Source organism: Pseudomonas avellanae BPIC 631, assembly GCF_000444135.1.
Taxonomy (GTDB): domain Bacteria; phylum Pseudomonadota; class Gammaproteobacteria; order Pseudomonadales; family Pseudomonadaceae; genus Aquipseudomonas; species Aquipseudomonas avellanae.
This window is the reverse complement of the sequence record NZ_ATDK01000231.1, coordinates 26,706-50,136: the sequence shown is the minus strand read 5'-3', so window position 1 is coordinate 50,136 and position 23,431 is coordinate 26,706. Positions and strand designations below refer to the sequence as shown.

The 23,431-nt window shown below is 60.2% G+C and carries 21 protein-coding genes; 15 read left to right on the top strand and 6 right to left on the bottom strand.

What is annotated here, in order from left to right; all coding sequences use genetic code 11:
* Positions 1 to 84 precede the first annotated feature (84 nt).
* Together DW49_RS1000000134025 and DW49_RS0111800 are read right to left on the bottom strand one after the other, a co-directional pair.
* On the bottom strand, positions 85 to 306 hold the full coding sequence (locus DW49_RS1000000134025; protein WP_003378063.1) for a hypothetical protein: 222 nt from the start codon (positions 304 to 306) through the stop codon (positions 85 to 87).
* 112 nt (positions 307 to 418) lie between these two features.
* On the bottom strand, positions 419 to 856 hold the full coding sequence (locus tag DW49_RS0111800) for a hypothetical protein (protein ID WP_005619265.1): 438 nt from the start codon (positions 854 to 856) through the stop codon (positions 419 to 421).
* Between the two features lie 130 nt (positions 857 to 986).
* Between DW49_RS0111800 and DW49_RS0111795 the strand changes: the two genes are divergently transcribed.
* A complete protein-coding gene (locus tag DW49_RS0111795) occupies positions 987 to 1,448 on the top strand; it encodes a universal stress protein (protein WP_003378068.1) in 462 nt (153 codons plus the stop codon).
* A gap of 68 nt (positions 1,449 to 1,516) precedes the next feature.
* Here the strand turns inward: DW49_RS0111795 and DW49_RS0111790 are convergent, their stop codons facing one another.
* A complete protein-coding gene (locus DW49_RS0111790) occupies positions 1,517 to 3,427 on the bottom strand; it encodes an ATP-binding cassette domain-containing protein (RefSeq protein ID WP_024421243.1) in 1,911 nt (636 codons plus the stop codon).
* Between the two features lie 204 nt (positions 3,428 to 3,631).
* Between DW49_RS0111790 and DW49_RS0111785 the strand changes: the two genes are divergently transcribed.
* Complete coding sequence (locus DW49_RS0111785) at positions 3,632 to 5,560, top strand: transglycosylase SLT domain-containing protein (RefSeq protein WP_024421242.1); 1,929 nt, start codon at positions 3,632 to 3,634, stop codon at positions 5,558 to 5,560.
* A 47-nt stretch (positions 5,561 to 5,607) separates the two neighbouring features.
* Here DW49_RS0111785 and DW49_RS0111780 read toward each other — a convergent pair whose 3' ends face one another.
* Both DW49_RS0111780 and DW49_RS0111775 read right to left on the bottom strand, forming a co-directional pair.
* A complete protein-coding gene (locus tag DW49_RS0111780; RefSeq protein ID WP_005619268.1) occupies positions 5,608 to 6,417 on the bottom strand; it encodes an MOSC domain-containing protein in 810 nt (269 codons plus the stop codon).
* A 92-nt stretch (positions 6,418 to 6,509) separates the two neighbouring features.
* Positions 6,510 to 7,436, bottom strand: a complete 927-nt coding sequence (locus DW49_RS0111775) for a chemotaxis protein CheV (protein ID WP_003378076.1) — start codon at positions 7,434 to 7,436, stop codon at positions 6,510 to 6,512.
* Between the two features lie 450 nt (positions 7,437 to 7,886).
* Between DW49_RS0111775 and DW49_RS0111770 the strand changes: the two genes are divergently transcribed.
* Together DW49_RS0111770 and DW49_RS0111765 are read left to right on the top strand one after the other, a co-directional pair.
* Positions 7,887 to 8,318, top strand: coding sequence for a hypothetical protein (locus DW49_RS0111770; protein ID WP_005619270.1), 432 nt, complete (start codon positions 7,887 to 7,889; stop codon positions 8,316 to 8,318).
* 144 nt (positions 8,319 to 8,462) lie between these two features.
* Positions 8,463 to 9,125, top strand: coding sequence for a response regulator (locus DW49_RS0111765; RefSeq protein WP_005619271.1), 663 nt, complete (start codon positions 8,463 to 8,465; stop codon positions 9,123 to 9,125).
* Here DW49_RS0111765 and yegS read toward each other — a convergent pair.
* A complete protein-coding gene (yegS, locus tag DW49_RS0111760; protein ID WP_003378080.1) occupies positions 9,109 to 10,026 on the bottom strand; it encodes a lipid kinase YegS in 918 nt (305 codons plus the stop codon). The two genes, DW49_RS0111765 and yegS, sit on opposite strands and share 17 nt — an antisense overlap.
* Here yegS and DW49_RS0111755 point away from each other — a divergent pair.
* From DW49_RS0111755 to DW49_RS0111705, 11 genes are all read left to right on the top strand, one after another.
* A complete protein-coding gene (locus DW49_RS0111755; protein ID WP_024420014.1) occupies positions 10,025 to 10,207 on the top strand; it encodes a hypothetical protein in 183 nt (60 codons plus the stop codon). The two genes, yegS and DW49_RS0111755, sit on opposite strands and share 2 nt — an antisense overlap.
* Before the next feature lie 341 nt (positions 10,208 to 10,548).
* Positions 10,549 to 11,985, top strand: a complete 1,437-nt coding sequence (locus DW49_RS0111750; RefSeq protein WP_005619272.1) for an undecaprenyl-phosphate glucose phosphotransferase — start codon at positions 10,549 to 10,551, stop codon at positions 11,983 to 11,985.
* Positions 11,985 to 13,442: a mannose-1-phosphate guanylyltransferase/mannose-6-phosphate isomerase gene (locus tag DW49_RS0111745; protein ID WP_005619274.1), complete on the top strand. Its 1,458-nt coding sequence runs from the start codon at positions 11,985 to 11,987 to the stop codon at positions 13,440 to 13,442. Before DW49_RS0111750 ends, DW49_RS0111745 begins: the two co-directional genes overlap by 1 nt.
* Before the next feature lie 160 nt (positions 13,443 to 13,602).
* Positions 13,603 to 14,379, top strand: a complete 777-nt coding sequence (locus DW49_RS0111740; RefSeq protein WP_003378084.1) for a polysaccharide biosynthesis/export family protein — start codon at positions 13,603 to 13,605, stop codon at positions 14,377 to 14,379.
* A 17-nt stretch (positions 14,380 to 14,396) separates the two neighbouring features.
* Positions 14,397 to 16,388 carry a GumC family protein gene (locus tag DW49_RS0111735; RefSeq protein WP_005619275.1) on the top strand — a complete coding sequence of 664 codons (1,992 nt, stop codon included), beginning with the start codon at positions 14,397 to 14,399 and terminating at the stop codon, positions 16,386 to 16,388.
* Positions 16,388 to 17,566, top strand: a complete 1,179-nt coding sequence (locus tag DW49_RS0111730; protein ID WP_005619276.1) for a glycosyltransferase — start codon at positions 16,388 to 16,390, stop codon at positions 17,564 to 17,566. The genes DW49_RS0111735 and DW49_RS0111730 overlap by 1 nt, the downstream gene beginning before the upstream one ends.
* Before the next feature lies 1 nt (position 17,567).
* Complete coding sequence (locus DW49_RS0111725; RefSeq protein WP_024420016.1) at positions 17,568 to 18,881, top strand: cellulase family glycosylhydrolase; 1,314 nt, start codon at positions 17,568 to 17,570, stop codon at positions 18,879 to 18,881.
* A 3-nt stretch (positions 18,882 to 18,884) separates the two neighbouring features.
* Complete coding sequence (locus DW49_RS0111720; RefSeq protein ID WP_005619278.1) at positions 18,885 to 20,102, top strand: glycosyltransferase family 4 protein; 1,218 nt, start codon at positions 18,885 to 18,887, stop codon at positions 20,100 to 20,102.
* Positions 20,093 to 21,193, top strand: a complete 1,101-nt coding sequence (locus tag DW49_RS0111715; protein WP_005619279.1) for a glycosyltransferase family 4 protein — start codon at positions 20,093 to 20,095, stop codon at positions 21,191 to 21,193. Before DW49_RS0111720 ends, DW49_RS0111715 begins: the two co-directional genes overlap by 10 nt.
* A complete protein-coding gene (locus DW49_RS0111710) occupies positions 21,193 to 22,608 on the top strand; it encodes an O-antigen ligase family protein (RefSeq protein ID WP_005619280.1) in 1,416 nt (471 codons plus the stop codon). Before DW49_RS0111715 ends, DW49_RS0111710 begins: the two co-directional genes overlap by 1 nt.
* Positions 22,605 to 23,426: an acyltransferase gene (locus DW49_RS0111705; protein ID WP_003378095.1), complete on the top strand. Its 822-nt coding sequence runs from the start codon at positions 22,605 to 22,607 to the stop codon at positions 23,424 to 23,426. Before DW49_RS0111710 ends, DW49_RS0111705 begins: the two co-directional genes overlap by 4 nt.
* Positions 23,427 to 23,431 lie beyond the last annotated feature (5 nt).

Here is a 23,431-nt window from a genome sequence, read left to right as displayed (position 1 = left end):
TCGTGCGACGCTCCGCGTCGCATGCCGTTCTGGACGCTCTGCGTCCGATCTTGAATGTGCGGCGCAGATCTGTGACGTGAAGCGTCACTCAGTGCATAAAGCACGGTGTGATTCCGGGCGGACCATTATGAACATCCCCCCGATTTTCAAAAAAAAGCAGACCAAAACGCACCACCCGAGAGCATAGGCAAAAATAGTTGCAGAAATAGCGACAAAAAGGAGCAAAAGGTCTAGAGTCGCAGAACTGCGCCACAAGAGGCTCGCAATGCAGCTGATTTGCGGGTGCGCAACAGCGAAGGCCGACATGGCAGAGAAAGCCTGTCGGCACGCGACGAATTATCGGCCTGCCTGGCCAACCCCGGCCCGATGTTGTTATCGGGCTTTTTATTGCCTGCGATTTGATGCCTGTGAGTCAGTCTCAGGCCAATGCCTTGAGCATGGCGTCTATACGCTGTAACACTTCCGGCTCGCCCCGCTCTGCCCAGTACAGCGCAATCATCTGGTTGTCAGCCTCGACCTTGAATACGTCTGCGGGCAACGTAGCCAGGTGGGTCAATAACCGAGCATCCTCGCAGGCCTCGCGCCAGCGGTTGCGCCAGACGCCCGGCTCGCTCTGCCAGTACACCCAGGCGTCTGTGCTGGCAGCCCGGCGCGGTCGATGGTATTGGGCACAAGGGCTCGGCGGCTCTTTCGCCAACCAGTGCGGCCATTCTTGCGGCGTGAGCTGCATGCCCATGCCCATGCGCCTTGCCTCCATGCGCAACGCCATCCTGCCGCTCTGATGGCGCGATGGACGCAGCCAGACAAGCGGGCTCAACATCACACCAATGATTGACAGGACGATCCAGACCGTCATATTTCTTGCCTCCGCCCGATTACAGGCTGTTCACAACAATTTTGAAAACAATGGCTTGCACAAGGGTCTGCCCAGATGCGAACGAAAGAGCCATACTCTCAGCATCGCAATTTTCCCGGAGGACACCCTAATGCCATACGAACACATTCTGGTTGCCATTGACCTCACCGATGAGTGTGATCCGGTCATCCGCCGCGCCAGCCTGCTGGCCAAAGCCAGCGGCACGAAGTTGTCGATCGTGCACATCGTCGAGCCTATGGCGATGGCTTTCGGCGGCGATGTACCCATGGACCTCTCGCAATTGCAGCAACAGCAATTCGACCAGGCCAAGGAAAAACTCAAACAGGTACAGGACAAATACAAAGACCTGGACGTCAAGTGGGGCGAAAGCCATCTGGTCTACGGTCAGCCACGCCAGGAAATCCATCAGTTGGCGAAGAATCAGGCATGCGACCTGATCGTCGTCGGCAGCCATGGTCGCCACGGCCTGGCCTTGCTGCTCGGCTCCACTGCCAATGACGTTCTGCACGGTGCGCCCTGCGATGTGCTGGCAGTGAGCCTCAAGAAAGCGGATGCCCGCAAGCCGGAGTAATCTGAACCGGCTATAGCAAAAAGCCCGGTTACCCGGGCTTTTCTACATGGCACGAACAGGTCAGACGATCACTCGTCCAGTTCGGCCCAACGCTCCAGCAGCTTGTCCAGATCGGCCTGCAGGTTTTCCAGCTGAGCAAGCACCGCCGCGGTCTGCTCTGCAGAACGCTGGTAGAAACCCGGCTCGGCCATCTCGGCGTTGAGGACGGCCATCTTGCCTTCCACTTCGTCGATCTGCGCCGGCAACGCTTCCAGCTCACGCTGAAGCTTGTAGCTGAGTTTCTTTTTCGCGACCGGCATGTCCTGAGCCGCTACAGGTGCAGCCTGCACCACCGCACTGGCCAGTTCAGCCTTGCCCGACTTGGTGTCGGCAACGCCCAGCAGACGCGGCGAACCGCCCTGACGCAGCCAGTCCTGATAACCGCCCACGTACTCGCGCACCTTGCCCTCGCCTTCAAACACCAGCGTGCTGGTGACGACGTTGTCGAGGAATGCCCGGTCGTGACTGACCATCAGCACGGTGCCCTTGAAGGTCAGCAGCACTTCTTCGAGCAGCTCGAGGGTTTCAACGTCGAGGTCGTTGGTCGGTTCGTCGAGTACCAGCAGGTTGGCTGGCTTGCTGAACAGCTTGGCCAGCAACAGACGGGCACGCTCGCCACCAGACAGCGCCTTGACCGGCGTGCGGGCACGCTGCGGGCTTAACAGGAAATCGCCGAGGTAACTCAGGACGTGACGGCTCTGGCCATCGATGTCGATGAAGTCACGGCCTTCGGCGACGTTGTCGATCACGGTCTTTTCCAGATCGAGCTGGTGACGCAACTGGTCGAAATACGCCACGTCCAGACGCGTACCCACTTCAACCTTGCCGCCGGTAGGCTGCAGGTTGTCGAGCATCAGCTTGAGCAGTGTGGTCTTGCCGGTACCGTTCGCACCCAGCAGACCGATACGGTCTTCGCGCTGCAGGACCATGGAGAAGTCCTTGATCAGCATCGGGCCGCCCGGGTGGGCAAAGCTGACGTTGTCGAGGATCATGACCTGTTTGCCGGATTTCTCGGCGGTGTCCAGCTGGATGTTGGCCTTGCCGGTACGCTCACGACGTTCGCTACGCTCTACACGCAGCTCCTTGAGGGCGCGCACACGGCCTTCGTTACGGGTACGGCGGGCCTTGATGCCCTGGCGGATCCAGACTTCTTCCTGAGCCAGACGCTTGTCGAAGAGCGCATTGGCGGTTTCTTCGGCTGCCAGTGCAGCTTCCTTGTGGACCAGGAAGCTGGCGTAGTCGCCGTTCCAGTCGATCAGGCCGCCGCGATCCAGCTCCAGAATGCGCGTGGCAAGGTTTTGCAGGAATGCCCGGTCGTGCGTGATGAACAGCACAGCGCCCTGGAATTCCTTGAGGGCTTCTTCAAGCCAGGCAATGGCACCGATGTCCAGGTGGTTGGTCGGTTCGTCGAGCAGCAACAGGTCTGGCTCGGAAACCAGCGCCTGAGCCAGCAGGACGCGACGACGCCAGCCGCCGGACAGCTCGGCCAGCGTCTTGTCGGCAGGCAACTGCAGACGGCTCAGGGTGCTGTCGACCAGTTGCTGCAAACGCCAGCCGTCACGGGCTTCGAGGTCCTGCTGAACATGCATCAGCTTGTTCAGGTCTTCCTCGGTGACGCAGTTCTGCGCCAGGTGGTGATATTCAGCCAACAAGGCGCCTACGCCATCCAGACCTTCGGCCACCACGTCGAACACTGTCCGTCCGTCGGCTACCGGCAATTCCTGGGGCAATTCGCCGATCTTGAGGCCTGGCGCACGCCAGACAGCGCCGTCATCGGGCTTCTGAACGCCTTTCACCAGCTTCAACATGCTGGACTTGCCTGTGCCGTTACGGCCAATGATGCACACCCGCTCACCACGGGCGATCTGCCAGGACACCTTGTCCAATAACGGCATGGCGCCGAAAGCAAGGGACACATCGCTGAATTTGAGCAGGGTCATGAGCTTCTCCAAAAACCGGGCGCGCATTCTACCTGAGATAACAGGCGGATGTCGGGATTCATGGCACCCTTGATGACATCCATCGGCCCTTTATAACCGGTAATTATTGCTACATGAGTCAAGCTTGTCGGCAATGCTTTCACCATGCGCTGGCAAAAGGCTAAGCTAGCGATACTTTTCACGACTCATCTGCTCGGAAGTCTCATGCGCAGTCGTTTGTTCAGCTTTTTATCGTGCCTGCTCCTCTCCACCACCGCCGTCCAGACTGCTCATGCGGTAGACCTCAACCAACAACGCAAGTATTACGACGAAGCGAAACGTGCGCTGGCCAAGGGCGATTCAGGCCCTTATCAGATGTACAGCACGGCGCTGGCCGACTATCCGCTGGAGCCTTACCTCGAATACGACGAGTTGACCGCTCGCCTGAAAACCGCCAGCAATGCAGAAATCGAGAAGTTTCTTGCCGAGCATGGCGACCTGCCCCAGGCCAACTGGATGAAGCTGCGCTGGTTGCGCTGGCTGGCAGACCGTGGCGACTGGCAGCCCTTCGTCAAGTATTACGACCCGAAGATGAATTTCGTCGAACTGGACTGCCTGTACGGGCAGTACCAGTTGAACAACAACCAGCGCGCCGAAGGTTACGCCAGCGCCGAAAAGCTCTGGATGACCGGCAAAACATTACCAGCAGCCTGTGACGGCTTTTTCGCCCAGTGGGCAGCCGCCGGCCAACTGACCGAACAGAAGCGCTGGCAGCGGGCCAAACTGGCGGCTCAGGCGCGCAATTACAGCCTGGCCAACACACTGGTCAACAGCCTCAACTCCCTGGCACCGCAAGGACGCCTGCTGCTGGCTGTCGCACAGAAGCCGGACATGGTCAGTAACCCGGGGCAATTTGCGCCGGTCGATGAGGCCATGTCCGACGTGGTCGGCCTTGGCCTGCGCCGCCTGGCCAAGGACGATCCGCAAAAAGCCCTGTCGATGCTCGACGGTTACTCGGCGACCATGCACTTCTCCCGTGAAGAGCAGGTAGAAATCGCCAAGGAAATCGGCCTGACCCTGGCACGTCGCTACGACGACCGGGCGCTGGAGGTCATGACCAAATATGATCCAGAACTGCGCGACAACACCGTAACCGAGTGGCGCTTGCGCCTGCTGTTGCGCCTTGGGCGCTGGGAAGAGGCCTACGAACTGGCGCGCCGCCTGCCCAAGGATCTCGCTGCAACCAATCGCTGGCGCTACTGGGAGGCGCGCTCTCTGGAACTGGCCCAACCCAACAGCCCGCTGATTGCTTCTCTGTACAAGGACGTGGCCAAGGAGCGTGACTTCTACGGTTTTCTGGCGGCAGACCGCACCCAGAGCCCTTATCAACTCAACAACAAACCGCTGGTGCTCAGCCAGGCGCTGATCAACAAGGTGCGCAACACGCCGGGGGTGCGTCGCGCGCTGGAGTTTCATGATCGCGGCGAAATCGTCGACGGGCGGCGCGAGTGGTATCACGTCAGCCGCCTGTTCAACCGCGATGAAATGGTTGCCCAGGCCAAACTGGCTTACGACCTGAAGTGGTACTTCCCGGCCATCCGCACGATCAGTCAGGCGCAGTACTGGGATGACCTGGACATTCGCTTCCCGATGGCACGCCGCGACACGCTGGTGCGCGAAGCCAAGGTCCGCGGCCTGCACTCAAGCTGGGTGTTCGCCATCACCCGTCAGGAGAGCGCCTTCATGGACGACGCTCGCTCAGGCGTCGGTGCCAGCGGCCTGATGCAACTGATGCCGGCCACCGCCAAGGAAACTGCCCGCAAGTTCAGCATCCCGCTGTCTTCCCCGCAGCAGGTGCTGGACCCGGACACCAACATTCAGCTCGGCGCTGCCTACCTGAGCTCGGTGCACGCCCAGTTCAACGGCAACCGCGTGCTCGCCTCTGCTGCCTACAACGCAGGCCCCGGGCGCGTGCGTCAATGGCTCAAGGGTGCCAACCATCTGGCCTTCGACGTCTGGGTTGAAAGCATCCCGTTCGACGAAACCCGACAGTACGTGCAGAACGTGTTGTCTTATTCGGTGATCTACGGCCAGAAGCTCAATTCGCCACAGCCGCTGGTGGACTGGCACGAACGCTTCTTCGACGATCTGTAAGTCGTTGGCAAGGGTGCTGCGCAGAGCACCCTTGCCGCCGGACGCTGCTATTCGAGCACGTGCACCGGCATGCCCACTTCCAGCTCGCCCGGCCCGTCATTGACCATGTTCTGGCCAAACAGCACATTGCCCTCCACTTCCCGATAAGTCTTGAGCGTGGCGAACGGTTCGCGGTCAGGACTACGCTCGCCGGTGGCCGGGTCGATGGTGGTCAGGATGCAGCGCGCACAGGGCTTGAGCAGGCGGAATTCGATATCGCCGATGCGGATACGTTTCCAGCCATCCTCGGCAAAGGCCTCGGCGCCTTCGATCACCAGATTGGGCCTGAAACGCAGCATTTCCATCGACCGGCCAAGACGCGCCGAGAGGTCATCCAGTGAACCCTGGCCGATAAGCAGCAACGGGAAACCATCGGCAAAATTCACCCGATCATCGACTGACCCATAGCCGCTGGGCATCCACCGAGCACGCTCGACTGGCAGGTACACCATGCGTGTGGGCTTGCCGATAAACCTGCTGACCCACTCGGCCGCCGCATCGCCGGCGTCCGGCACTCGCAGCGAGTCGCTCCAGACGGTCACACCGCGCAGATTGGCGTCGATGTCCAGCGGCACCGCGACATCCAGAGGCTCGAAACCAGGCGCAGAAAGGGTTACACCACCGTCGGCATTCCACAACACCGACAGCCGGGACATGTGCGGCAGCGCCCGCTGGGTGAAAAACCGCCCGTTGCTTTCGTCGACCAGCATCCAGCGTCGATCCCCCGCCAACCCCAACCGGTCAAACGATGCGCGCGGCAACGCCTCAGCCTTGCAGGATTTGAGGGGGAAACGATAGAGCGAGCTGAGACGTAACATGAGGGCCGGTTCCTTTGAGGGCTCGATAAGCTTTGAGGCGAACGTCAAAGCTTATATCAAGCCGGAGCGGCAGGCATCTGTGATCAGCGGTTTCAGATCACCATCAACAGGCGCTCACGCACCACTTCGACGAGCTTGTCGGGCTGGAACTTGGACAGGAAGTTGTCGCAACCGACCTTCTTCACCATCGATTCGTTGAAGCTGCCGGACAGAGAGGTGTGCAGAACGATGTACAGGCTGCGCAAACGGGGATCGTTACGGATCTCGGTCGTCAGGCGGTAGCCGTCCATTTCCGGCATTTCTGCGTCGGTGAACACCATCAGCAGTTTTTCCTGCACGTTCTCGCCTGCATCTGCCCAGCCCTTGAGCATATTCAGCGCCTTGAGGCCGTCGCTGGCCACATGCAGCTTCAGGCCCAACTGAGACAGCGTGTCACGCAACTGCGACAGTGCCACCTTGGAATCGTCGACCAGCAGCACTTCACGACCCCGTGCGTTCTCCAGCACCGGGTCTTCGAGCTTCTCGCGCGACACCTTGGCGTTGTAAGGCACGATCTCGGCAAGGACTTTTTCGACGTCGATGATTTCCACCAACTGGTCATCGACCTTGCTGATGGCGGTCAGATAATGCTGGCGGCCGGCACTGACCGGCGGCGGCATGATTGCATCCCAGTTCATGTTGACGATGCGATCCACACCGCCGACCAGAAACGCCTGAACCGAGCGATTGTATTCGGTGACGATGATGGTACTGCCAGGGCCTGGCACCAACGGGCGCATACCGATGGCCTGGGAAAGGTCGATCACCGGGAGGGTCTGACCACGCAGGTTGACCACCCCACAGACGAATGAGTGGCGTTGCGGCATAAGGGTCAGCTTGGGAAGCTGCAGCACTTCCTGAACCTTGAACACGTTGATCGCGAACAATTGCCGACCGGCAAGGCGAAACATGAGAATTTCCAGGCGATTCTCGCCCACCAACTGTGTGCGCTGATCTACTGTGTCGAGAATGCCTGCCATTATTAGCTCCTGAAGCGATGGTCACGATGAGTCTGTTGAATGTGTATCGGCTGAAACCATCCGGACCTTTAATGGCGATGAACGGCAACGCCCAAGCACTGATGTCACTTTACCATCACGCTTTACTGGTGTCGCATCTCAAACCGACGAAGACCGCGACAAACCTGCGTTATCGACCTGCCACCTGAAAATATTTGATTCAGCGCCTCTCCAGCCCGCAAAAAGTCAATCAGGGATAACCTGATATGATCAACATCTGATTGCCACTATTGTGACGCCATTCTCAATACATGAATGGAGTCCGGTTCGTGTCCGCTTCTCAAGCCCTGCAACCAAGCGGCACTGGCAACAATCGGAAATGCCCTACATACTTTTGTTTGAAATCGACATTAACTGTCAGCCATTCGCCGCGGGCGGAAGTTCGCTATCCATGATCAGTGGAGACAAAGGATGCTGAGCAACAACGATTGGCAGCACAAACATGATCAGTTCCTGAGCACGTCTCAGGCGCTTCTCTATACGTCCGAAGAATGTCTTTCGCATCTGGAGTTGATTCCCAATGACGAAGATGCAACCGGCTGCCTTCTGACTACCCTGCGCAAACTGGGTCAGGAAGCGGAAGCCGCTTCTGTTCCCTGTATTGCCGATTTCTCGCGTCAGTTGTGTGTGTTACTGAAAACAGGGCATCGAGCCCACGAACTGTCACAGGAAACACTGCTGACGGTTAAAAACTGTCTGATGCTGATTTCCTGGCAGGTCGAACTTCTTGATCCGCAGACGGGCGAGTTGCCGATGGACACCAACGAACAACTGGAATTGCTCGAAAAACTGGCCAGCGGTTCGACAGCGTCGAGCTCTGCAAAGGATGCAGCCCGGCAGTAACGTCTGTTCACGCCTGACGGTTGAATAGCCTTTGCACTGCCATTGAAGAGGCATTGTCACTTCAGCCATTTTCGTCCATTGTCTTCAGGGTTGAAGAAGGGCCGCTCGCACTCATGAGCGGGCCAATTTGCACAAGAAGCCACAATGACCTGCAATCTGTTACTGGTCGACGACCACTCCCTGATCAGAGCCGGTGTGCGAGCGCTGGTCGCTGACATACCGGGTTACGCCATCGTCGGCGAAGCGGCTGACGGCGCGCAGCTATCAGGCCTGGCACAGCGCCTGGAGCCCGATATCATCCTGCTCGACATCTGGATGAAGAGCATCGACGGCTTCGACGCGTTGAAGCAACTGTTCAAGGTGCAACCGCACTGCAAGGTGCTCATCCTGTCGATGCATACCGACCCGGACATGGTCGCGCGTGCGCTCGACGCAGGCGCTCGTGGCTATCTGCTCAAGGACACCACCGCAACTGAACTGGAACAGGCACTGGAAGCGCTGCGTAACGATGAACGTTACCTGAGCCCGGCCATCGCCCATACTGTTCTTGAGCGTGCGGCGCACGGTACGCGGGCCCAACGGGCCAGGGCGGCGAGAGAACGTTGCAACCTCACCGCTCGCCAATTGGAAATCCTGCGCCTGATTGTGCGTGGCAAGTCCACACGAGAAATCGCCAGCGGCCTGGGCCTGAGCATCAAGACGGTCGAGACTCACCGCTCGCAGATCATGAAACGGCTGCAGATTTTCGACGTCGCAGGATTGGTGCTGTTTTGCGTGCGCGAACGGATTATCAGTCTGGACGATTGAGCAGCGGCGTGCTGCCTAGCACCGGCGAGTTTGCAGGCAGGTGCACCTGCAAGGCCCCCGGCCGCGCGACGAAGCGCAGGTCCTCGCCCGACAGCGGCTCGCCGTCAAGATTGATGTCCAGCCCCTGAGCCGACTTGAGTTCCACCCAGGGCAGGCGTGCACGGATAAACATGTTGTCGATGCCCAGGCCGCCTTCCAGCAGGCTTCTGAGCGTGCCAACCACTTCCTGCGGTGCTGGCAGGATGCTTATGTCGAGCAGACCGTCGTCGGCCAGCGCGGTCGGGCACAGCTCGTGCCCACCGCCCGCCTGGCGGCCATTGCCGATGCCCAGCGCGAGCAGATCGCCGCGCCAGTGGAAATCCGGCCCCGTGAGCTCGCCATGAGCGGCATGCAGTTCGCTGAAGCGAGTCAGGCCGGTGAACAGATAGGCCGCGCCACCCAGCACTTTCTTCAGGTCTTCGGACGTATTGGCCGTCACCTGGCTGCCAAAACCACCCGTGGCCATGTTGAGAAACAGCTTGCCGCCCACCTCGCCCAGATCGACAGCGCGCGGCGCCACGTCCATGAGTTGCAGGGCCTTCGACACATCAAGCGGCACACCGGCAGCACGGGCAAAATCGTTGGCAGTGCCCAGCGGCAGGATGGTCAGACTGGCCTTGGTTTCAGCCAGCGCCAGGGCTTCGGCAATGTCACGCAAGGTGCCGTCACCGCCGCCCGCCACAATATGCCGGTGCCCGGCCGCCAGCGCTTCATTGACCAGACGCTGCGCATCGCCCGCCTCCCAGGTCAGCCGAACGTCCAGCTCCCAGCCCTGCTTGCGCTTGTCTGCGACAGCATCACGCACGTCTTCGTTGAGTGACTGCTTGCCGTGAAGAATGAGCATTGCCCTGCGTTGTGTCATGACACCTCCCCTGCCGAACTGTACCGATCAAAATCTGCGAGCGACGCTCTTTCTGTATCAGCGCCCGCGTACATTTCGCACGACGCATGACTGTGACCCCGGCCAACTCAAAAAAACCCATTGGTTGCAGAAAAAAATTCACGTCATCGAGAAGGCGTTCAACCCCGCCGACACGGGATAAAACCCGGAGTCGGCGTTTCTGGATACAACGTTGCATCAGCATTTGAACATTTTCGTACTGACGCCCTTTGTTTCATGAGCTTTACTGACGCCCACACCCACCCGTTTGAATGAAGTTTTATCTTCAAACGGTTGAAAAGGTTTAAATAAAATTCTCCACCGGACGACATGTACACAGTGATATTCACAAAATACAGTCCGCATTGCTCAGCCTTGTGACATTTAGCTGACTACGCTTGATCATTATCTGCGAAGAGATAGTTTTTTGACTCCTCAAACACACCATCGAGAGACGTCCAGGATCCGCAGGGTTCAGACGTATACAGGTAGAAAGGGAGTTCTATGAGGTTGCAGCCCGTTGGCAGTCTTTCACTCACCCGTACCAGCCTGGTCGAATACTTTCTGTTTGGTATCCGCCTGGCTCACGGCGTTGCCTGCATTCTGCCCGGTCTGGCGATTCTTTTGCTGATCAAGGACAACAGCCTGCAAACACCGCAAAGTTACCTGACCATGCTGCTGTTTTTCGGCTGTGTCGGCGTATTGGTGTTTCAGGCCATGGGCGTTTATTCCGAGGCACTGTTCAGCAATGACCTGCGCATGGGCGCAATGGCACTTGCCTGGACGGCCGCCTTCGGGCTTTTGCTGTTCATGCAACAGGCAATGGGGCTGTTCGGTTATCTCTCCAATGAAGAACTGCTTATCTGGTACCTGACCAGCCTTGCCCTGTTCGGCGTCATTCGCCTGTTGCTGCTGATGCTGTTCAAGCACCAGATGCGCAAGGGCGTGTTTCTGCAAAATGCGGTGATTCTGGGTGCCACGGAAAACGGCCTGCGCCTGGCCGAATACCTGCTTGAACATCAGGACATTCGTTCAGGCGTGACCGGCTTTATCGATGACCGCATTGGCCGTATGCCCAAGACTGTCGCCAACCTTCCGCTGCTGGGCAACACCAGCGATCTGGAACGGCTGATTCGTGAAGAGAAAGTGACCCAGGTGCTGGTGGCCCTGCCGTGGACCGCGGAAAACCGCATGGATTACATCATCCGCGAGCTGCGCCGGTTACCGGTCAATGTGCTGCTGGTGCCCGACATGATTGCTTTTCGGCACACCCACAACCGCATTACCGAAGTCGCCAGGCTGCCGATGTTCAACGCCTCGGACTTGCCCCTCAACGGCTGGTCACCGTTCATCAAGCGCGCTGAGGATATTGTCCTCTCCTCGCTGGCCTTGCTGCTGCTGTCGCCGGTGATGCTGCTGGTAGCGCTGGCGATCAAGCTCGATTCGCCAGGCCCGGTGCTGTTTCGCCAGAAGCGTTATGGCTACAACAATCGCCTGATCGAAGTGTTCAAGTTCCGCTCCATGCATCAGCACCAGGCCGACGCGACGGCCGAGCAACAGACCACCCGGGGCGATTCCAGAATCACCCGCGTCGGGCGCTTCATTCGCAAGACCAGCCTGGATGAACTGCCCCAACTGTTCAACGTGGCAGCGGGCAGCATGTCGATGGTAGGGCCGCGCCCACATGCGACCGCGACCAAGGCAGCCGGCATCCTCTTCGAGCAAGCGGTGAAGGAGTACACGTCGCGACATCGCGTCAAACCCGGCATTACCGGGCTGGCGCAGATCAACGGCTATCGTGGTGAAACAGACACCGTGGAAAAAATCGAAAAACGCGTCGAGTTCGATCTTGAGTACATAGAAAACTGGTCCGTCTGGTTCGACCTGTACATCCTAATGCGCACTGTGCCTGCAGTGCTATTCACTCGTGAGGCTTACTGATGAGCATCCTCATTCCCTGCATTATCGCTGGCGGCTCCGGGACACGCTTGTGGCCCGTATCGCGCGAAGCCATGCCCAAACCGTTCATGCGCCTGCCCGATGGCGAAAGTCTGCTGCAGAAAACATTTTTGCGTGCCGCTGGCCTGTCTGGCGTAGACCGCTTGCTGACCGTCACCAACCGGGAAGTGTATTTTCGCACGGTGGACGACTATCGGCTGCTGAACAAAAGCCATGCGCGCCTGGATTTCATCCTCGAACCCTTCGGCCGCAATACGGCAGCGGCCATTGCCGCCGCCGCGCTGCATGTCAGCACGCTGTATGGCGACGATGCACAATTGCTGGTGCTGCCGGCCGATCACCTGATCACTGATGTAGCGGCCTTTTCCAAAGCTGTGGCCGCCGCCCAGGCACTGGCCGCCGAGGGCTGGCTGGTCACCTTCGGTATCGTGCCGACCGCACCGGAAACCGGTTTTGGCTACATCGAAAAAGGCCAGGCGCTCAACGCTGACGCCTGTCAGGTCGCCCGCTTTGTCGAAAAACCCGATGCGGCCGTTGCGCAGGGCTATCTGCAGAGCGGTCTGCACCTTTGGAATGCGGGCATGTTCTGCATGCGCGCCGACGCCGTGTTGCGCGAATTGCAGACCCACGCGCCCGACGTACTCAGCGCGGTCAGCACCTGCATGGCGGCGAGCCAGCGCAAGGAAGGCGGTCGCGAACTGCAGATCGAACTGGACAGTGAGTCGTTTGCACTGACCCCGGACATTTCCATCGACTACGCGCTGATGGAGCGTTCCGACAAGGTCGCCGTGGTGCCCTGCCAGCTTGGCTGGAGCGACATCGGTTCGTGGCAGGCGGTGCGCGAGCTGTCTCCCGTCGATGCGCAGGGCAACCATTGCAACGGTGAAACGGTGCTGCATGACGTCAGCAGCTGTTACATCGACTCCCCCAAACGGCTGGTCGGCGCTGTCGGTCTCGATAACCTGATCATCATCGACACCCCCGACGCCTTGCTGATCGCAGACGGTCGCCGCAGCCAGGACGTCAAGATCATTGCCCAGGAACTCAAGCGCCAGGGCCATGATGCGTACCGCCTGCACCGCACCGTCACCCGCCCCTGGGGCACCTACACCGTGCTCGAAGAAGGCAAGCGCTTCAAGATCAAACGCATCGTGGTTCGCCCGCAGGCGTCCCTGTCGTTGCAGATGCACCACCACCGCAGCGAACACTGGATCGTGGTCAGCGGCATGGCCACGGTGACCAACGGCGAGCGCGAATTCATGCTCGACACCAACGAATCGACGTTTATCAAACCGGGCTTCACGCACCGGCTGGTCAACCCCGGCGTCATCGATCTGGTGATGATCGAGGTGCAGAGCGGCGAGTACCTGGGTGAAGACGACATCGTGCGGTTTACCGACATCTACGGACGGGTGCCTGAAAAGGCAGTGAAGAGCTGAGCGCACATCTATAAACACACACCTGTAAACGCACACCTATAAAAAGCGCCGTTCACGTAAACGGCCTGAATCGATAGCAACCGGAACAGGCAGTACCCGCCAACATGAATTTATTACCCGCAAGGGAGCCGTATTTGTGCATGACAGGAGCTCAGGACCAATGAAAAGCATGATGCTGATCGCCAGCTTATTGCTGTTGAGTGCGTGCAACACCCCGTCAAGGGTGGGTTTGCCCGACGACCGTGCACAGATCGAGGCCGGCCAGGCGGCTGGCCGCGCGCTTGCCGGCAAACCGCTGCCGCCGGAGAGAATTCGTCCTGGCGACACCTTGCGAATCGTGCGCAATAGCGGCGAGGCCCCGTCGATTTCGGCGTTCACGGCCAACTCCATCTATGAACTGACCCTGTTTCAGGTGCTCAACGACGGCACTTTTTCCTACCCCTATATCGGCACTGTCAAGGCTGCCGGCCTGACGTTGCAACAGCTCAATGATCTGCTGGAAAGCAAGTTGCAGAACGTCTACCGCGAGACTGCGCTGACCATCAATATTTCCCAGTCGCCAGGCAATACCGTGTTTGTCGGCGGCGCGGTGCGCAACTCGGTCACGCTGCCGATCAATGTGGCCACCAACCTCAATCAAGCGATTCTCGGCGCAGGCGGCGTGGCGCTGGACGCCGACGCTGGCCAGGTCGCACTGCTGCGCCAGGAAGAAAACGGGCTCTACAAGACCTACTTTTTCGACTACAGCAAGTTCCTCTGGGCGGATGCCGGTGGCATGACCGCGCCGGTGCTGTTGAAACGCGGCGATATCGTGTTCGTTCCCAAATCCACGGTCGGCAACAAGGTTGACGGCGTATCCCTGTATTTCAACCAGCTGATTCCCTTTGCGAAGTCGATCGGCCTGGGCCTGAATTACGAGTTGCGCAGTACCAATTAATTGTCAGGGATACCGACATGATCAACATCCGCTCATTCCGCGACCTGCTGCGCCTGTTCTTCATTTTCAAGCGCGACGTCAAGATTACTGTGCTGGCGACCTTCGTCATCATTTTGCTGGGTGCCTTTCTGCTGCCCAACCGCTACGAATCGACGGCCCTGCTGCTGGTCAAGCCCGGCCGCGACAGCAGCACCGTGCCTATCGAGCTTTCCGACCGACAAGCCATCGTGATACCGAGCGGCCTGCGCGACCCGTTGCTGGACGAAGAGCGCATGCTGACCGGTCGGCCGATCATGCGTGCGGTGTCCGAGAAGTACCTTGCAGAGTTGTCGATGGCGCCCCCTGAAACCGGTGTGCTGGCGTCGATAAAGAACGGCATCAAAGCGGTCGTCGGGGCCGTCGCCGACGGTGTGCGTAGCGTTCTGCAGTTTATCGGCCTGGTGGAAAACCGTTCGCAGTCCGACCGACTCGCCGAAGACCTGGAGAAAAGCTTCAAGGTCAGCCATGAGCCTGGCTCATCGGTGATGGAGCTGAGGTTTACCTGGAACGACCCTGCCACCGCGCAAACCGTGCTCAAGACCTGGATCGAGGAGTACCAGTTGCAACGCACCAAGACCCTGGGCCGGGTCAGCCTGTATGCGTTTTACGAGTCGGAAGTGAAGAGCACCGGCGACAACATCATCGAGTACAAGAAGCAGATTCAGAACTACCTCAATCAACTGAGCGCGGTCAGTATTTCCCAGCGCCTGGCCGATACCTCGCAGGGGCTCAACGATCTGCGCACCGAGCGCAATAACACGACCCGCTCCATCGCCTCGACCAAGGCCGGTCTGGACCTGCTGAAAAAGCAACTGGCCGAGCAGCCCAAGACGGTTTCAGCCGGACGCGAACTGGCGCTCAACCCCAATCGCCAGGACTTGCAGACCCGCATCAACGGCAAGGAAGTGGAGCGCCAGGAAATGCTTCGTTCCTTCAAGGAGCAGGCACCGCCGATTCGCGCCATCAACGAGGAAATCGACAACCTCAAGAAGCTGCTCAACGGGCAGGATGCGACGGTTCAGCGCTCGGAAAGCATCACGCCCAACCCGATCTACAACCGGATGCAGAACGTCTATGCCGATCAGCAGACCAGCTACGCACGCCTGCAAACCCAGTTCGCCCAGCAGAACGCGCAGATCGCTCAGCTGGAAACCGACCGTCAGCAGGCCTTGAATCTGGAACCGGAGCTTTCGCGCCTGCAGAACGAACTGGACGCAGCCGAGAAAAGCTACGCGCTGTACAAGGACAGCCTGGAAAAGTCGCGCATTGACCGTGAGCTGGACAACAGCCAGATCAGCAATATCGCGACCATCGAGGAAGCGACCTTCAACCCGAGCCGCGTCTTCCCGAAAAGCCTGCTGATGCTGCTCCTGGCACTGCCGCTGAGCTTCGTGGTGGGCGCGCTGGCGCTGTACTTCTTCTACTTGCTCGACCAGCGCATTCATGACGGCGACAAGATCGAGAGCAGTTTTGGCGTTCCGGTCTGGACCAGCCTGCCCGATCTTGAGCGCGCTCAGGAACGCAGCGCCGCCTTTACCTCCAACCTGCATCGGGTGTACGGCGTTCTGCCGCTGGATCAGGTGGAAGAACGCGGGCTGACCCTCGGTTTCACCTCGGTCAAGTCCGGCGCAGGCGTGTCGTTTGTGATCGAGCGGCTCAGCACGCTGTTGGCCGAACAGGGCCATCGGGTCCGCAGCCAAGGCCCCGGCCCGGCAAGCCCTGGCGAAATAGTGCTGATCAACGCCTCGGCGCTGTCGGCTAATCAGGACGCATTTGTGCTGTTGCGCAAGGCCGAACTGATCGTTCTGGTGGTGCGCGCCGAAGACACCACGGTGCCCATGCTTGAAGACACGCTGCACAACCTCAATACCGCGTTCAAGAAAGTCGACGGCATCATCATCAACCGGCGTCGCTTTGAAGTGCCGGAGCAGGTGCTCAGATTCCTCAAGCGGATAGGGAGCCGTGGCTGATGCGCATTGCCCTGCTTGCGCCACTGCCACCCGAGCAGAACGGCATCGCCGACTACGCCGGGCATCTGCGCCAGGCGCTCGAAGGCCTCGGCCTGCAAGTCAGCACGCCGCTGCAGGGGATCGGTAACGATCCTCGTGCCGCGCAGCAGCGTGTTGCCGATACGGACTGGAGCGAAATCGATCTGGTTCATGCCGAACTGGGCGGCGGGCGACTGGCTGAATTTCAGGCCCTGCGTACCCTGCGCAAGCGGTTCCCGAACCTGCCGCTGACGGCAACCGTGCACGACCCCGAGCGGCTGGTGTGGCGGCGCGAAAAACTGCCTTGGTCGCTGTCGATAGCGGCCGGCATGCGTTCGCCCTTGCCGGAGATCGCCACGGTGCTGGCCGACCCGCTGTGCCTGCATGAGGAGCGGCAACTGGCGCGGCACATGACCCGCCTTGTAACGCTGACTCAGGCTGGCAGCCAGTGCCTGCGCCAGCGCATGGGGCTCGACGCCAGGCAGATGGTGGTGATCAATCATGGCAACGTCGCCATCGATCCTGTGCCGTTGCCGCCCTTGAAGCCCTTGCACCTGCTGTATTTCGGTTTTATCTATCGCGGCAAGGGCATCGAGGACCTGCTCGACGCGCTGGCCAATGTGTTCACCGCTCAGCCGCAACTACGCTCCGCCGTACGCCTGACCCTGGCCGGCGGCAGCGAGCCGGAAATGGCCTTCGGCCCGTCGGGCAGCTACCTGGAACAGTTGCGCCTGCACATTCGTCAGTTGGGATTGGTCGACCTGATCGACTGGCAACTGGACCTGCCTGCCGAACAGATCCCGCAGGTCATTCAGGCCCATCATGTGATGGTCCTGCCCTATCGCGAGTCGAGCAAACTGAAGATTCTTGGCAAACTGCGCGGTACCAGCGGCGCACTGTCGTGGGCAGTGGCCTGTGGCAGAGGCGTGATTACCTCGGACGCGCGATCATTTGCCGAGGAAGTCTCGCACGGCAACGGCATGATCTACCCGCAGGGCGATGTAGCGGGGCTGACCAGCGCGCTGGCGCGTGTTTGCGCAACACCGGAGCTGGTCGAACAATGGGCCGCAAACGCCGCGCACATGGGCAAGGCCAGGGTCTGGAGTCACACTGCCGAACATTTCCGGGATGTCTTCCGCCAAGCCTGCGAGGAAAAGTGATATGCAACGTCCATCCAGATTCCGGCTAGCCATCACCACGGCACTGATCGCCGCCACACTGAGCGGCGCCGCTCAGGCTGCGACAGTGCTCAAAGGCCCGCGCGAAGTGGTCTGGAAGGATTTTCTCGGCGTCAACGTACAGTTTCAGTACTTCGCGCCGGACATCTATCAGCAGCAGATGAACCGCCTCGACGAGCTGGGCCTGAACTGGGTGCGGCTGACCATCCACTGGCCAATCATCGAACCGCAAAAGGACCAGTACGCCCTGACCGAACTGGATGCCGCCATGGCGGCGATCAAGGCCCGCAACTACAACACGCTGGCGTACCTGGTCGGTTCGGCGTCTTTCGCCAGCAGCGCGCCGGCCGATGCGCAGAGCCGCGATCAATACCCGCCCAAGGGCTTCAACGTTTTTGCCGCACGCATGACCGCCCTCGCCCAGCGCTACCCGCAAGTGAACAACTGGCAGGTGTGGAACGAGCCGAACATCATCTGGCTGCCCAAGGAGGACCCGGCGGCGTATGGCCGTCTGCTGACCACCACCGCCGATGCGATTCGCGCCGTGCTGCCGAACAAGACCATCGTTACCGCAGGCATGGCCTATTACAGCCAGATGCACAGCACCTCCGGCTATATGTTGCAGACCTTGATCGACAACGGCCTGGGCCAGCAGAACATCGTCGCCGCCTACCACCCGTATTCCGAGTACCCGGAAGGCGACTCGGTGCCGGACCGTGATTTTCTGGTGCGCGCCAATGCCATGAACCAGTTGCTGCACAGCAATGGCGTCAGTCAGGTGTGGGCCACCGAATGGGGCTGGTCGAGCTACGCCGGCCCTGTGGAGATGCAGCGTCTGATCGGCACTCCCGGCCAGGCCGACTACACCCTGCGACGCCTGGCGCTGATGAGCGCCATGGATTTCCAGCGCATCTTCCTGTTCAACCTCAGCGATCTGGATGAGCGCGCTTCGGCCCGCGACCAAGGCTACGGGCTGCTCGACCTGCAAGCCAGCCCCAAACCGGTCTACACCGCGCTGCAGAATTTTCTGAAGATCACCGGCCCCCGCCTGCAACCTGCCGATCCGCCTGCGGTAAGCAGCGTGCCGGACGACCTGTACGCCGTGCCGTGGACCCGTGAAGACGGCACCCGCCTGCTGATGTTCTGGAGTGCCGCCGGCACATCGCTGACGTTCCCGAACATTACCAGCGCCGTCGTGCATGACCCGCTGACCGGCGGCCGAACCCCGCTGTCCGGCAGCCAGGGCATCACTTTGCTGCTCAAGCCATCTCTGCAAATCCTGGAATGGAAGCCCTGAGCCATGCGAATTCTATGGACGCTCCCTTATCTGCCGTGGCCGACCACCAGTGGCGGCAAGACCCGGGAATACCATTTGCTGCGCAACCTGGCAGCGCGCGGCCACCGTATTACCCTGCTGGTACAGTCCAAGACTGCCCTGGACGAAAACACTCGCTCGGCGCTGGAGCCCTGGCTGGAACGCCTGATCGTGATCGAGCGTCGCCCGCTGTCGAGCCTGCGCACCCTGCTGGCCGTGGCGTTCGCACCGGCGCCGATGCTCGCCAGCGTCAACGGTTACGCGCCGAAACTGGAAAAAGCATTCGAGCAGTTGCTTGAGGAACACTGGGACATCATTCAGTTGCAGCATACCTATTCCTTTCAGCCATTCGAGCGCGCGCTGAAGCGCTCGGGCAAGCCGTTCGTGCTCACCGAGCACAACGTCGAGTCCGATCTGGGTGCGGCCAGTTACGATCGCCTGCCACGCTGGGCCAATGCGTTCGCGGTGTACGATCGCTGGCGCTACCGGCGCTGGGAAACCCGCGTATTTCGCCAGACCGGCGAACTGATCGCGGTCACCGAAGACGACGCCAAAGTGCTGTCGCGCCTCAGCGGCAGGGCCACCTCCTATGTGGTCAACAGTGTCGATTGCGGCTACTACGCCAGCGTTCACGCTGACCGTAACAGCCGTCGCCTGCTGTTCATCGGCAACTACGAGTACGGCCCCAACCTCGACGCCATCGAATGGGCGCTGGACGAAATCATGCCGCAGGTCTGGGCTCAGGCACCCGATGTGCGCTTTGCCATCGGCGGCTTTGGCATGCCTCAAACCTGGCGTGAGCGCTGGCCTGACCCGCGCATCGAATGGCTCGGTTTTGTACCGGACTTGCGCACCCTGCAGGCCAGCGCTGCGATGTTCTTCGCGCCACTGCGCCAGGGCGGCGGCTCGAAACTCAAGACCCTTGAAGCCATGGCTGCCGGTCTGCCGGTGGTGACCACCGCGCAGGGCGTTTCCGGCCTGTCGGTCACCAATGGTGAACATTATCTGGGCAGCGAAGACGCGTCCGGGCTGGCAACACTGATCGTCGAATACGCCGACAAACCGTCACGGCTCGAACAGATCGGCGAGGCTGGCCGCGTTTATGTACGCGCCCGGCACGACTGGTCTGTGTCGGCCGCGCAACTGGAAGTCATCTACACCCGTTTTTCGCAACCCAAGCAAGGATCGCGCTCATGCGTATAGGACTCGACTACCGCGCGGCTGCCGGTTACCCCATCAGCGGCATTGGCCGGCAGAACTTCGCGCTGGAAAAAGCCTTTCGCGCACATCCGGACGTGCAACTGCAATTGTTCGGCGTAGCGCCTTACGACCATCCGGTGCGCCGCCTGATTCATGCCCCGCGCTGGGCAGCGCCACTGGACTCGGTGCATCGTCTGCCGGACCGCCTGCGCTTCGAAGGCGCGTTTCTGCCCGGTGCACTGCGCGATGCAGGGATCGAGATCTACGTCGCCAACATCAACATGGGCCTGCCGCTGGGCCGCAAACCGGCGGGCATGCGCTACGTGCTGCAACTGCATGACCTGTTTCAGCTCACTCAGCAGAACAATCACGGTTCACGCCTCAAAGCCCGGGTGTACCGCTTCACCGACCATGTGTCGATTGCCTGGTCGCTCAAGGTCGCCGACCAGATCTGGACGCCGTCGCAATTCACCGCCGACGAGGCCGCACGCCTGTTTCCCGCCATCAGGGACAAACTGCGCGTCGTGCCATTGTTGGTCGAGCGCTTTCAGGGCGAGCCGGCTGATATCACTCAGTTGCGTCTGCCTCAGCGTTACTGGCTGTGCGTGGGCACGCGCGAGCCGCGCAAGAACATCAAATGGTTCGTCGATGCCTGGCAGACCGCCCGCATGCAGTTTGCCGACACCCCGGAGCTGGTACTGGTCGGTGGCGACGAGCCGTTGACCGAAGCCCAGCGTCAGTTGCCGGGGCTGCATGTGCTGAGCGGCCTCAGCGATGCCGAGCTGCACGCGGTCTACAAACACGCCGAGCGGCTCTGGCAGCCCTCCAGAAGCGAAGGTTTCGGGCTGCCGGTGATCGAGGCGCTGAACGTCGGCACACCGGTTGCCGTGGCCACCGGATCGTCACTGGACGAAGTTGCACCGCCCCATAGTCCGCGCTTTTCGCCTGACGACAGCGCCAACCTCATCAGGCTGATGGGCAGCCTTTCCCCTGCCCCCGAAGAAGACCCCGCCATTGCCCTGGAATGGACGCAACGCTATCAGCTGAAAGCCTTTTGCGAGCGCGTGCACGCCACACTGGAGGAACTGCGCTGATGCCATTGGCCATGCCCGTTGGATTACTGGTCAGCCTGTTGTTCGGGGTGATGATCTGGCTATTGCCAATACCGCTGGTGCTGATGGCTGTGCTCGGTATCGCCGCGGTGCTCACCGTAATTCGCCGCCCGGTGCTCGGGCTGCTGCTGTTTGGTCTGATCGGCACCTTTCTGCCCTACTCCACGGTGCAGATCGGCATTCGCACCACGGTGTCCGAAGCGCTGATCATGCTGACGTGGGCCAGCTACCTGCTGCAGGGTGTGTTTCAGGGTCACGACAAGGCGCCCGCCATGCTGCGCACCGAGCGGCTGCTGGTAGCGTTGATGCTGTTCAGTGCCTTCCCGTTTCTGGTCGGCCAGCTGACCGTCGTCGCCGAAGGCAACGGGCCGGTCAACTGGGTCCGCTGGCTGTTCAACCTGTCGATTCTGTTTCTCGTGCCGCGCCTGCTCACCGACCTCAAGACCCTGGAAAGCCTGGTCGTGGCGGTGCTTGGCGGGACATTACTGTTGTTGCTTATGTCGATTTCGGTCTACGTGACCAAACGCTCGGGGACGGCCATTATTCCTATCCTTGGCAGCCTGGGTTACAGCGGCGCCGATATTCTCAACGAAAGCCTGCAATCGTTCTCCAGCCGGATGGGCTCGCCGTGGATGCACCCCAACGTGGCAGGCGGAGCGCTGGCAATGCTGATGCCGCTGGCGTTCTGCTTTGGCATGACGCGCAGTGGCGCAGCCCGCAAGCTGGGCCTGGCGGTGGCGGTGCTGGGGGCCATCGGCCTGCTGCTGACCGGTTCACGCGGTGCGTTGGTGAGCCTGGTGGCCGTGATGCTGTGGATGGCCCGGCGGCGTATTCCGCATTTGGGACGGTTGTTGATGGGTGGCATGATTGCCGGTGTCGTGCTGTTGATGTTCTATCCGCCGTTGCAAGAGCGACTGATGAGCCTGTTCACCAACGACGACGTCAGTACGGCGATTCGCTTCCTGGAGTACAGCCATTTCCCGGACGCCATGGCCACCTTTCCGTTCGGCATCGGCTTCAAGACCGACCCGCCGGTGCTGGGCTACACCCAGTTCGGTATTTCCAACCTGTGGCTGAATTTCATCTACAAGATTGGCCTGCCGGGCATGCTGCTGTTCATCGCCATCACCCTCAGTTGGTGGAAGGAAGTGCGCCCCGCGTCCGGCCAAGTGGTGTTGACTCACGAAAACGCCATTGCGCTGGGCTGCACGACGGGTGTGCTGGCGGCGTTGTTCAGCGGCCTGTTTGACCACTATTTCAGTTTTACCAGCGTGCTGGCTGCCTTGTTCTGGCTATTTGTCGGCATCAGCCTGCACGAAACCAGACGTCTGCGCGCCAAGGCCGCACACAGTCATCAATACCCTGTCACCTCACCCGAGCCGGGAGCCTCCTCATGAAACACCGCATGCTGCATTCTCATAATCTCAGAGAGGCACTGCCCGACTATGCACGCAAGATGGCGGTGCCACTCGACGAGCTGGAAGCAGCGTACCAGTGGATGCTCGACAACGAAGTGTGCTTCGAGACACGTATCAAGGAGCGGACCCTGTCGTTCATCTGCTACCTGAACATCGAGCCGAGAATCGAAAACCCGCTGGCGCGGCGCTTCTACAAGCTGCTGGCGAGCGAGACGCTGGGGGCACTGATTCCGTTGTACGGAATCAACTGGCCGACCCTGCGTGACCGTATGTTGCGAACCTGGGAGCAGGCTTACAACATCCTCATCTGCAAGATCCCCAGCCATACTCTGCGCCTGCTGTGGCTGCGCATCGGCGGGGCGAAAATCGGCAAGGGTTCGACCGTATGGCGCAACACCGAGGTGCTCGGCGTCGACAGCCTGCGCATCGGCAACGACAGCACCGTGGGTTGGCACTGCCAGCTGGACGCGCGCGGCGGGCTGGTGATCGGTGATCACGTCACCATCGCCTCGCATGTGCTGATCATCGCCGGCGGCCACGACCTCAACGAACCTGAATTCTGGGCGGTCGGCGGGCCGGTGTTCATCGGCGACTATGCGTGGATCTGCAGCCGCGCCCTGCTCTCCTTCGGCGCCGATATCGGCGAAGGCGCCGTGGTAGGCGGCAATAGCGTGGTGTCCAAACCTGTCGCGCCCTACGCGATCGTCAGCGGGCCGAACGCCGAGGTCAAAGGCGAGCGCGCACGTAATCTCAATTACAAGGTGGGCGGCAAAGGCCTGTTCACCTTGTTCCACTGATCAGC

Coding starts and splice junctions, on each gene's coding strand:
- DW49_RS0111705 (WP_003378095.1), top strand. CDS start 22,605: ATGAAACACCGCATGCTGCATTCTCATAATCTCAGAGAGGCACTGCCC.
- yegS (WP_003378080.1), bottom strand. CDS start 10,026: ATGACACAACGCAGGGCAATGCTCATTCTTCACGGCAAGCAGTCACTC.
- DW49_RS0111740 (WP_003378084.1), top strand. CDS start 13,603: ATGAAAAGCATGATGCTGATCGCCAGCTTATTGCTGTTGAGTGCGTGC.
- DW49_RS0111715 (WP_005619279.1), top strand. CDS start 20,093: ATGCGTATAGGACTCGACTACCGCGCGGCTGCCGGTTACCCCATCAGC.
- DW49_RS0111795 (WP_003378068.1), top strand. CDS start 987: ATGCCATACGAACACATTCTGGTTGCCATTGACCTCACCGATGAGTGT.
- DW49_RS0111785 (WP_024421242.1), top strand. CDS start 3,632: ATGCGCAGTCGTTTGTTCAGCTTTTTATCGTGCCTGCTCCTCTCCACC.
- DW49_RS0111780 (WP_005619268.1), bottom strand. CDS start 6,417: ATGTTACGTCTCAGCTCGCTCTATCGTTTCCCCCTCAAATCCTGCAAG.
- DW49_RS0111720 (WP_005619278.1), top strand. CDS start 18,885: ATGCGAATTCTATGGACGCTCCCTTATCTGCCGTGGCCGACCACCAGT.
- DW49_RS0111730 (WP_005619276.1), top strand. CDS start 16,388: ATGCGCATTGCCCTGCTTGCGCCACTGCCACCCGAGCAGAACGGCATC.
- DW49_RS0111770 (WP_005619270.1), top strand. CDS start 7,887: ATGCTGAGCAACAACGATTGGCAGCACAAACATGATCAGTTCCTGAGC.
- DW49_RS0111750 (WP_005619272.1), top strand. CDS start 10,549: ATGAGGTTGCAGCCCGTTGGCAGTCTTTCACTCACCCGTACCAGCCTG.
- DW49_RS1000000134025 (WP_003378063.1), bottom strand. CDS start 306: ATGTCGGCCTTCGCTGTTGCGCACCCGCAAATCAGCTGCATTGCGAGC.
- DW49_RS0111735 (WP_005619275.1), top strand. CDS start 14,397: ATGATCAACATCCGCTCATTCCGCGACCTGCTGCGCCTGTTCTTCATT.
- DW49_RS0111775 (WP_003378076.1), bottom strand. CDS start 7,436: ATGGCAGGCATTCTCGACACAGTAGATCAGCGCACACAGTTGGTGGGC.
- DW49_RS0111800 (WP_005619265.1), bottom strand. CDS start 856: ATGACGGTCTGGATCGTCCTGTCAATCATTGGTGTGATGTTGAGCCCG.
- DW49_RS0111765 (WP_005619271.1), top strand. CDS start 8,463: ATGACCTGCAATCTGTTACTGGTCGACGACCACTCCCTGATCAGAGCC.
- DW49_RS0111710 (WP_005619280.1), top strand. CDS start 21,193: ATGCCATTGGCCATGCCCGTTGGATTACTGGTCAGCCTGTTGTTCGGG.
- DW49_RS0111745 (WP_005619274.1), top strand. CDS start 11,985: ATGAGCATCCTCATTCCCTGCATTATCGCTGGCGGCTCCGGGACACGC.
- DW49_RS0111725 (WP_024420016.1), top strand. CDS start 17,568: ATGCAACGTCCATCCAGATTCCGGCTAGCCATCACCACGGCACTGATC.
- DW49_RS0111755 (WP_024420014.1), top strand. CDS start 10,025: ATGACACCTCCCCTGCCGAACTGTACCGATCAAAATCTGCGAGCGACG.
- DW49_RS0111790 (WP_024421243.1), bottom strand. CDS start 3,427: ATGACCCTGCTCAAATTCAGCGATGTGTCCCTTGCTTTCGGCGCCATG.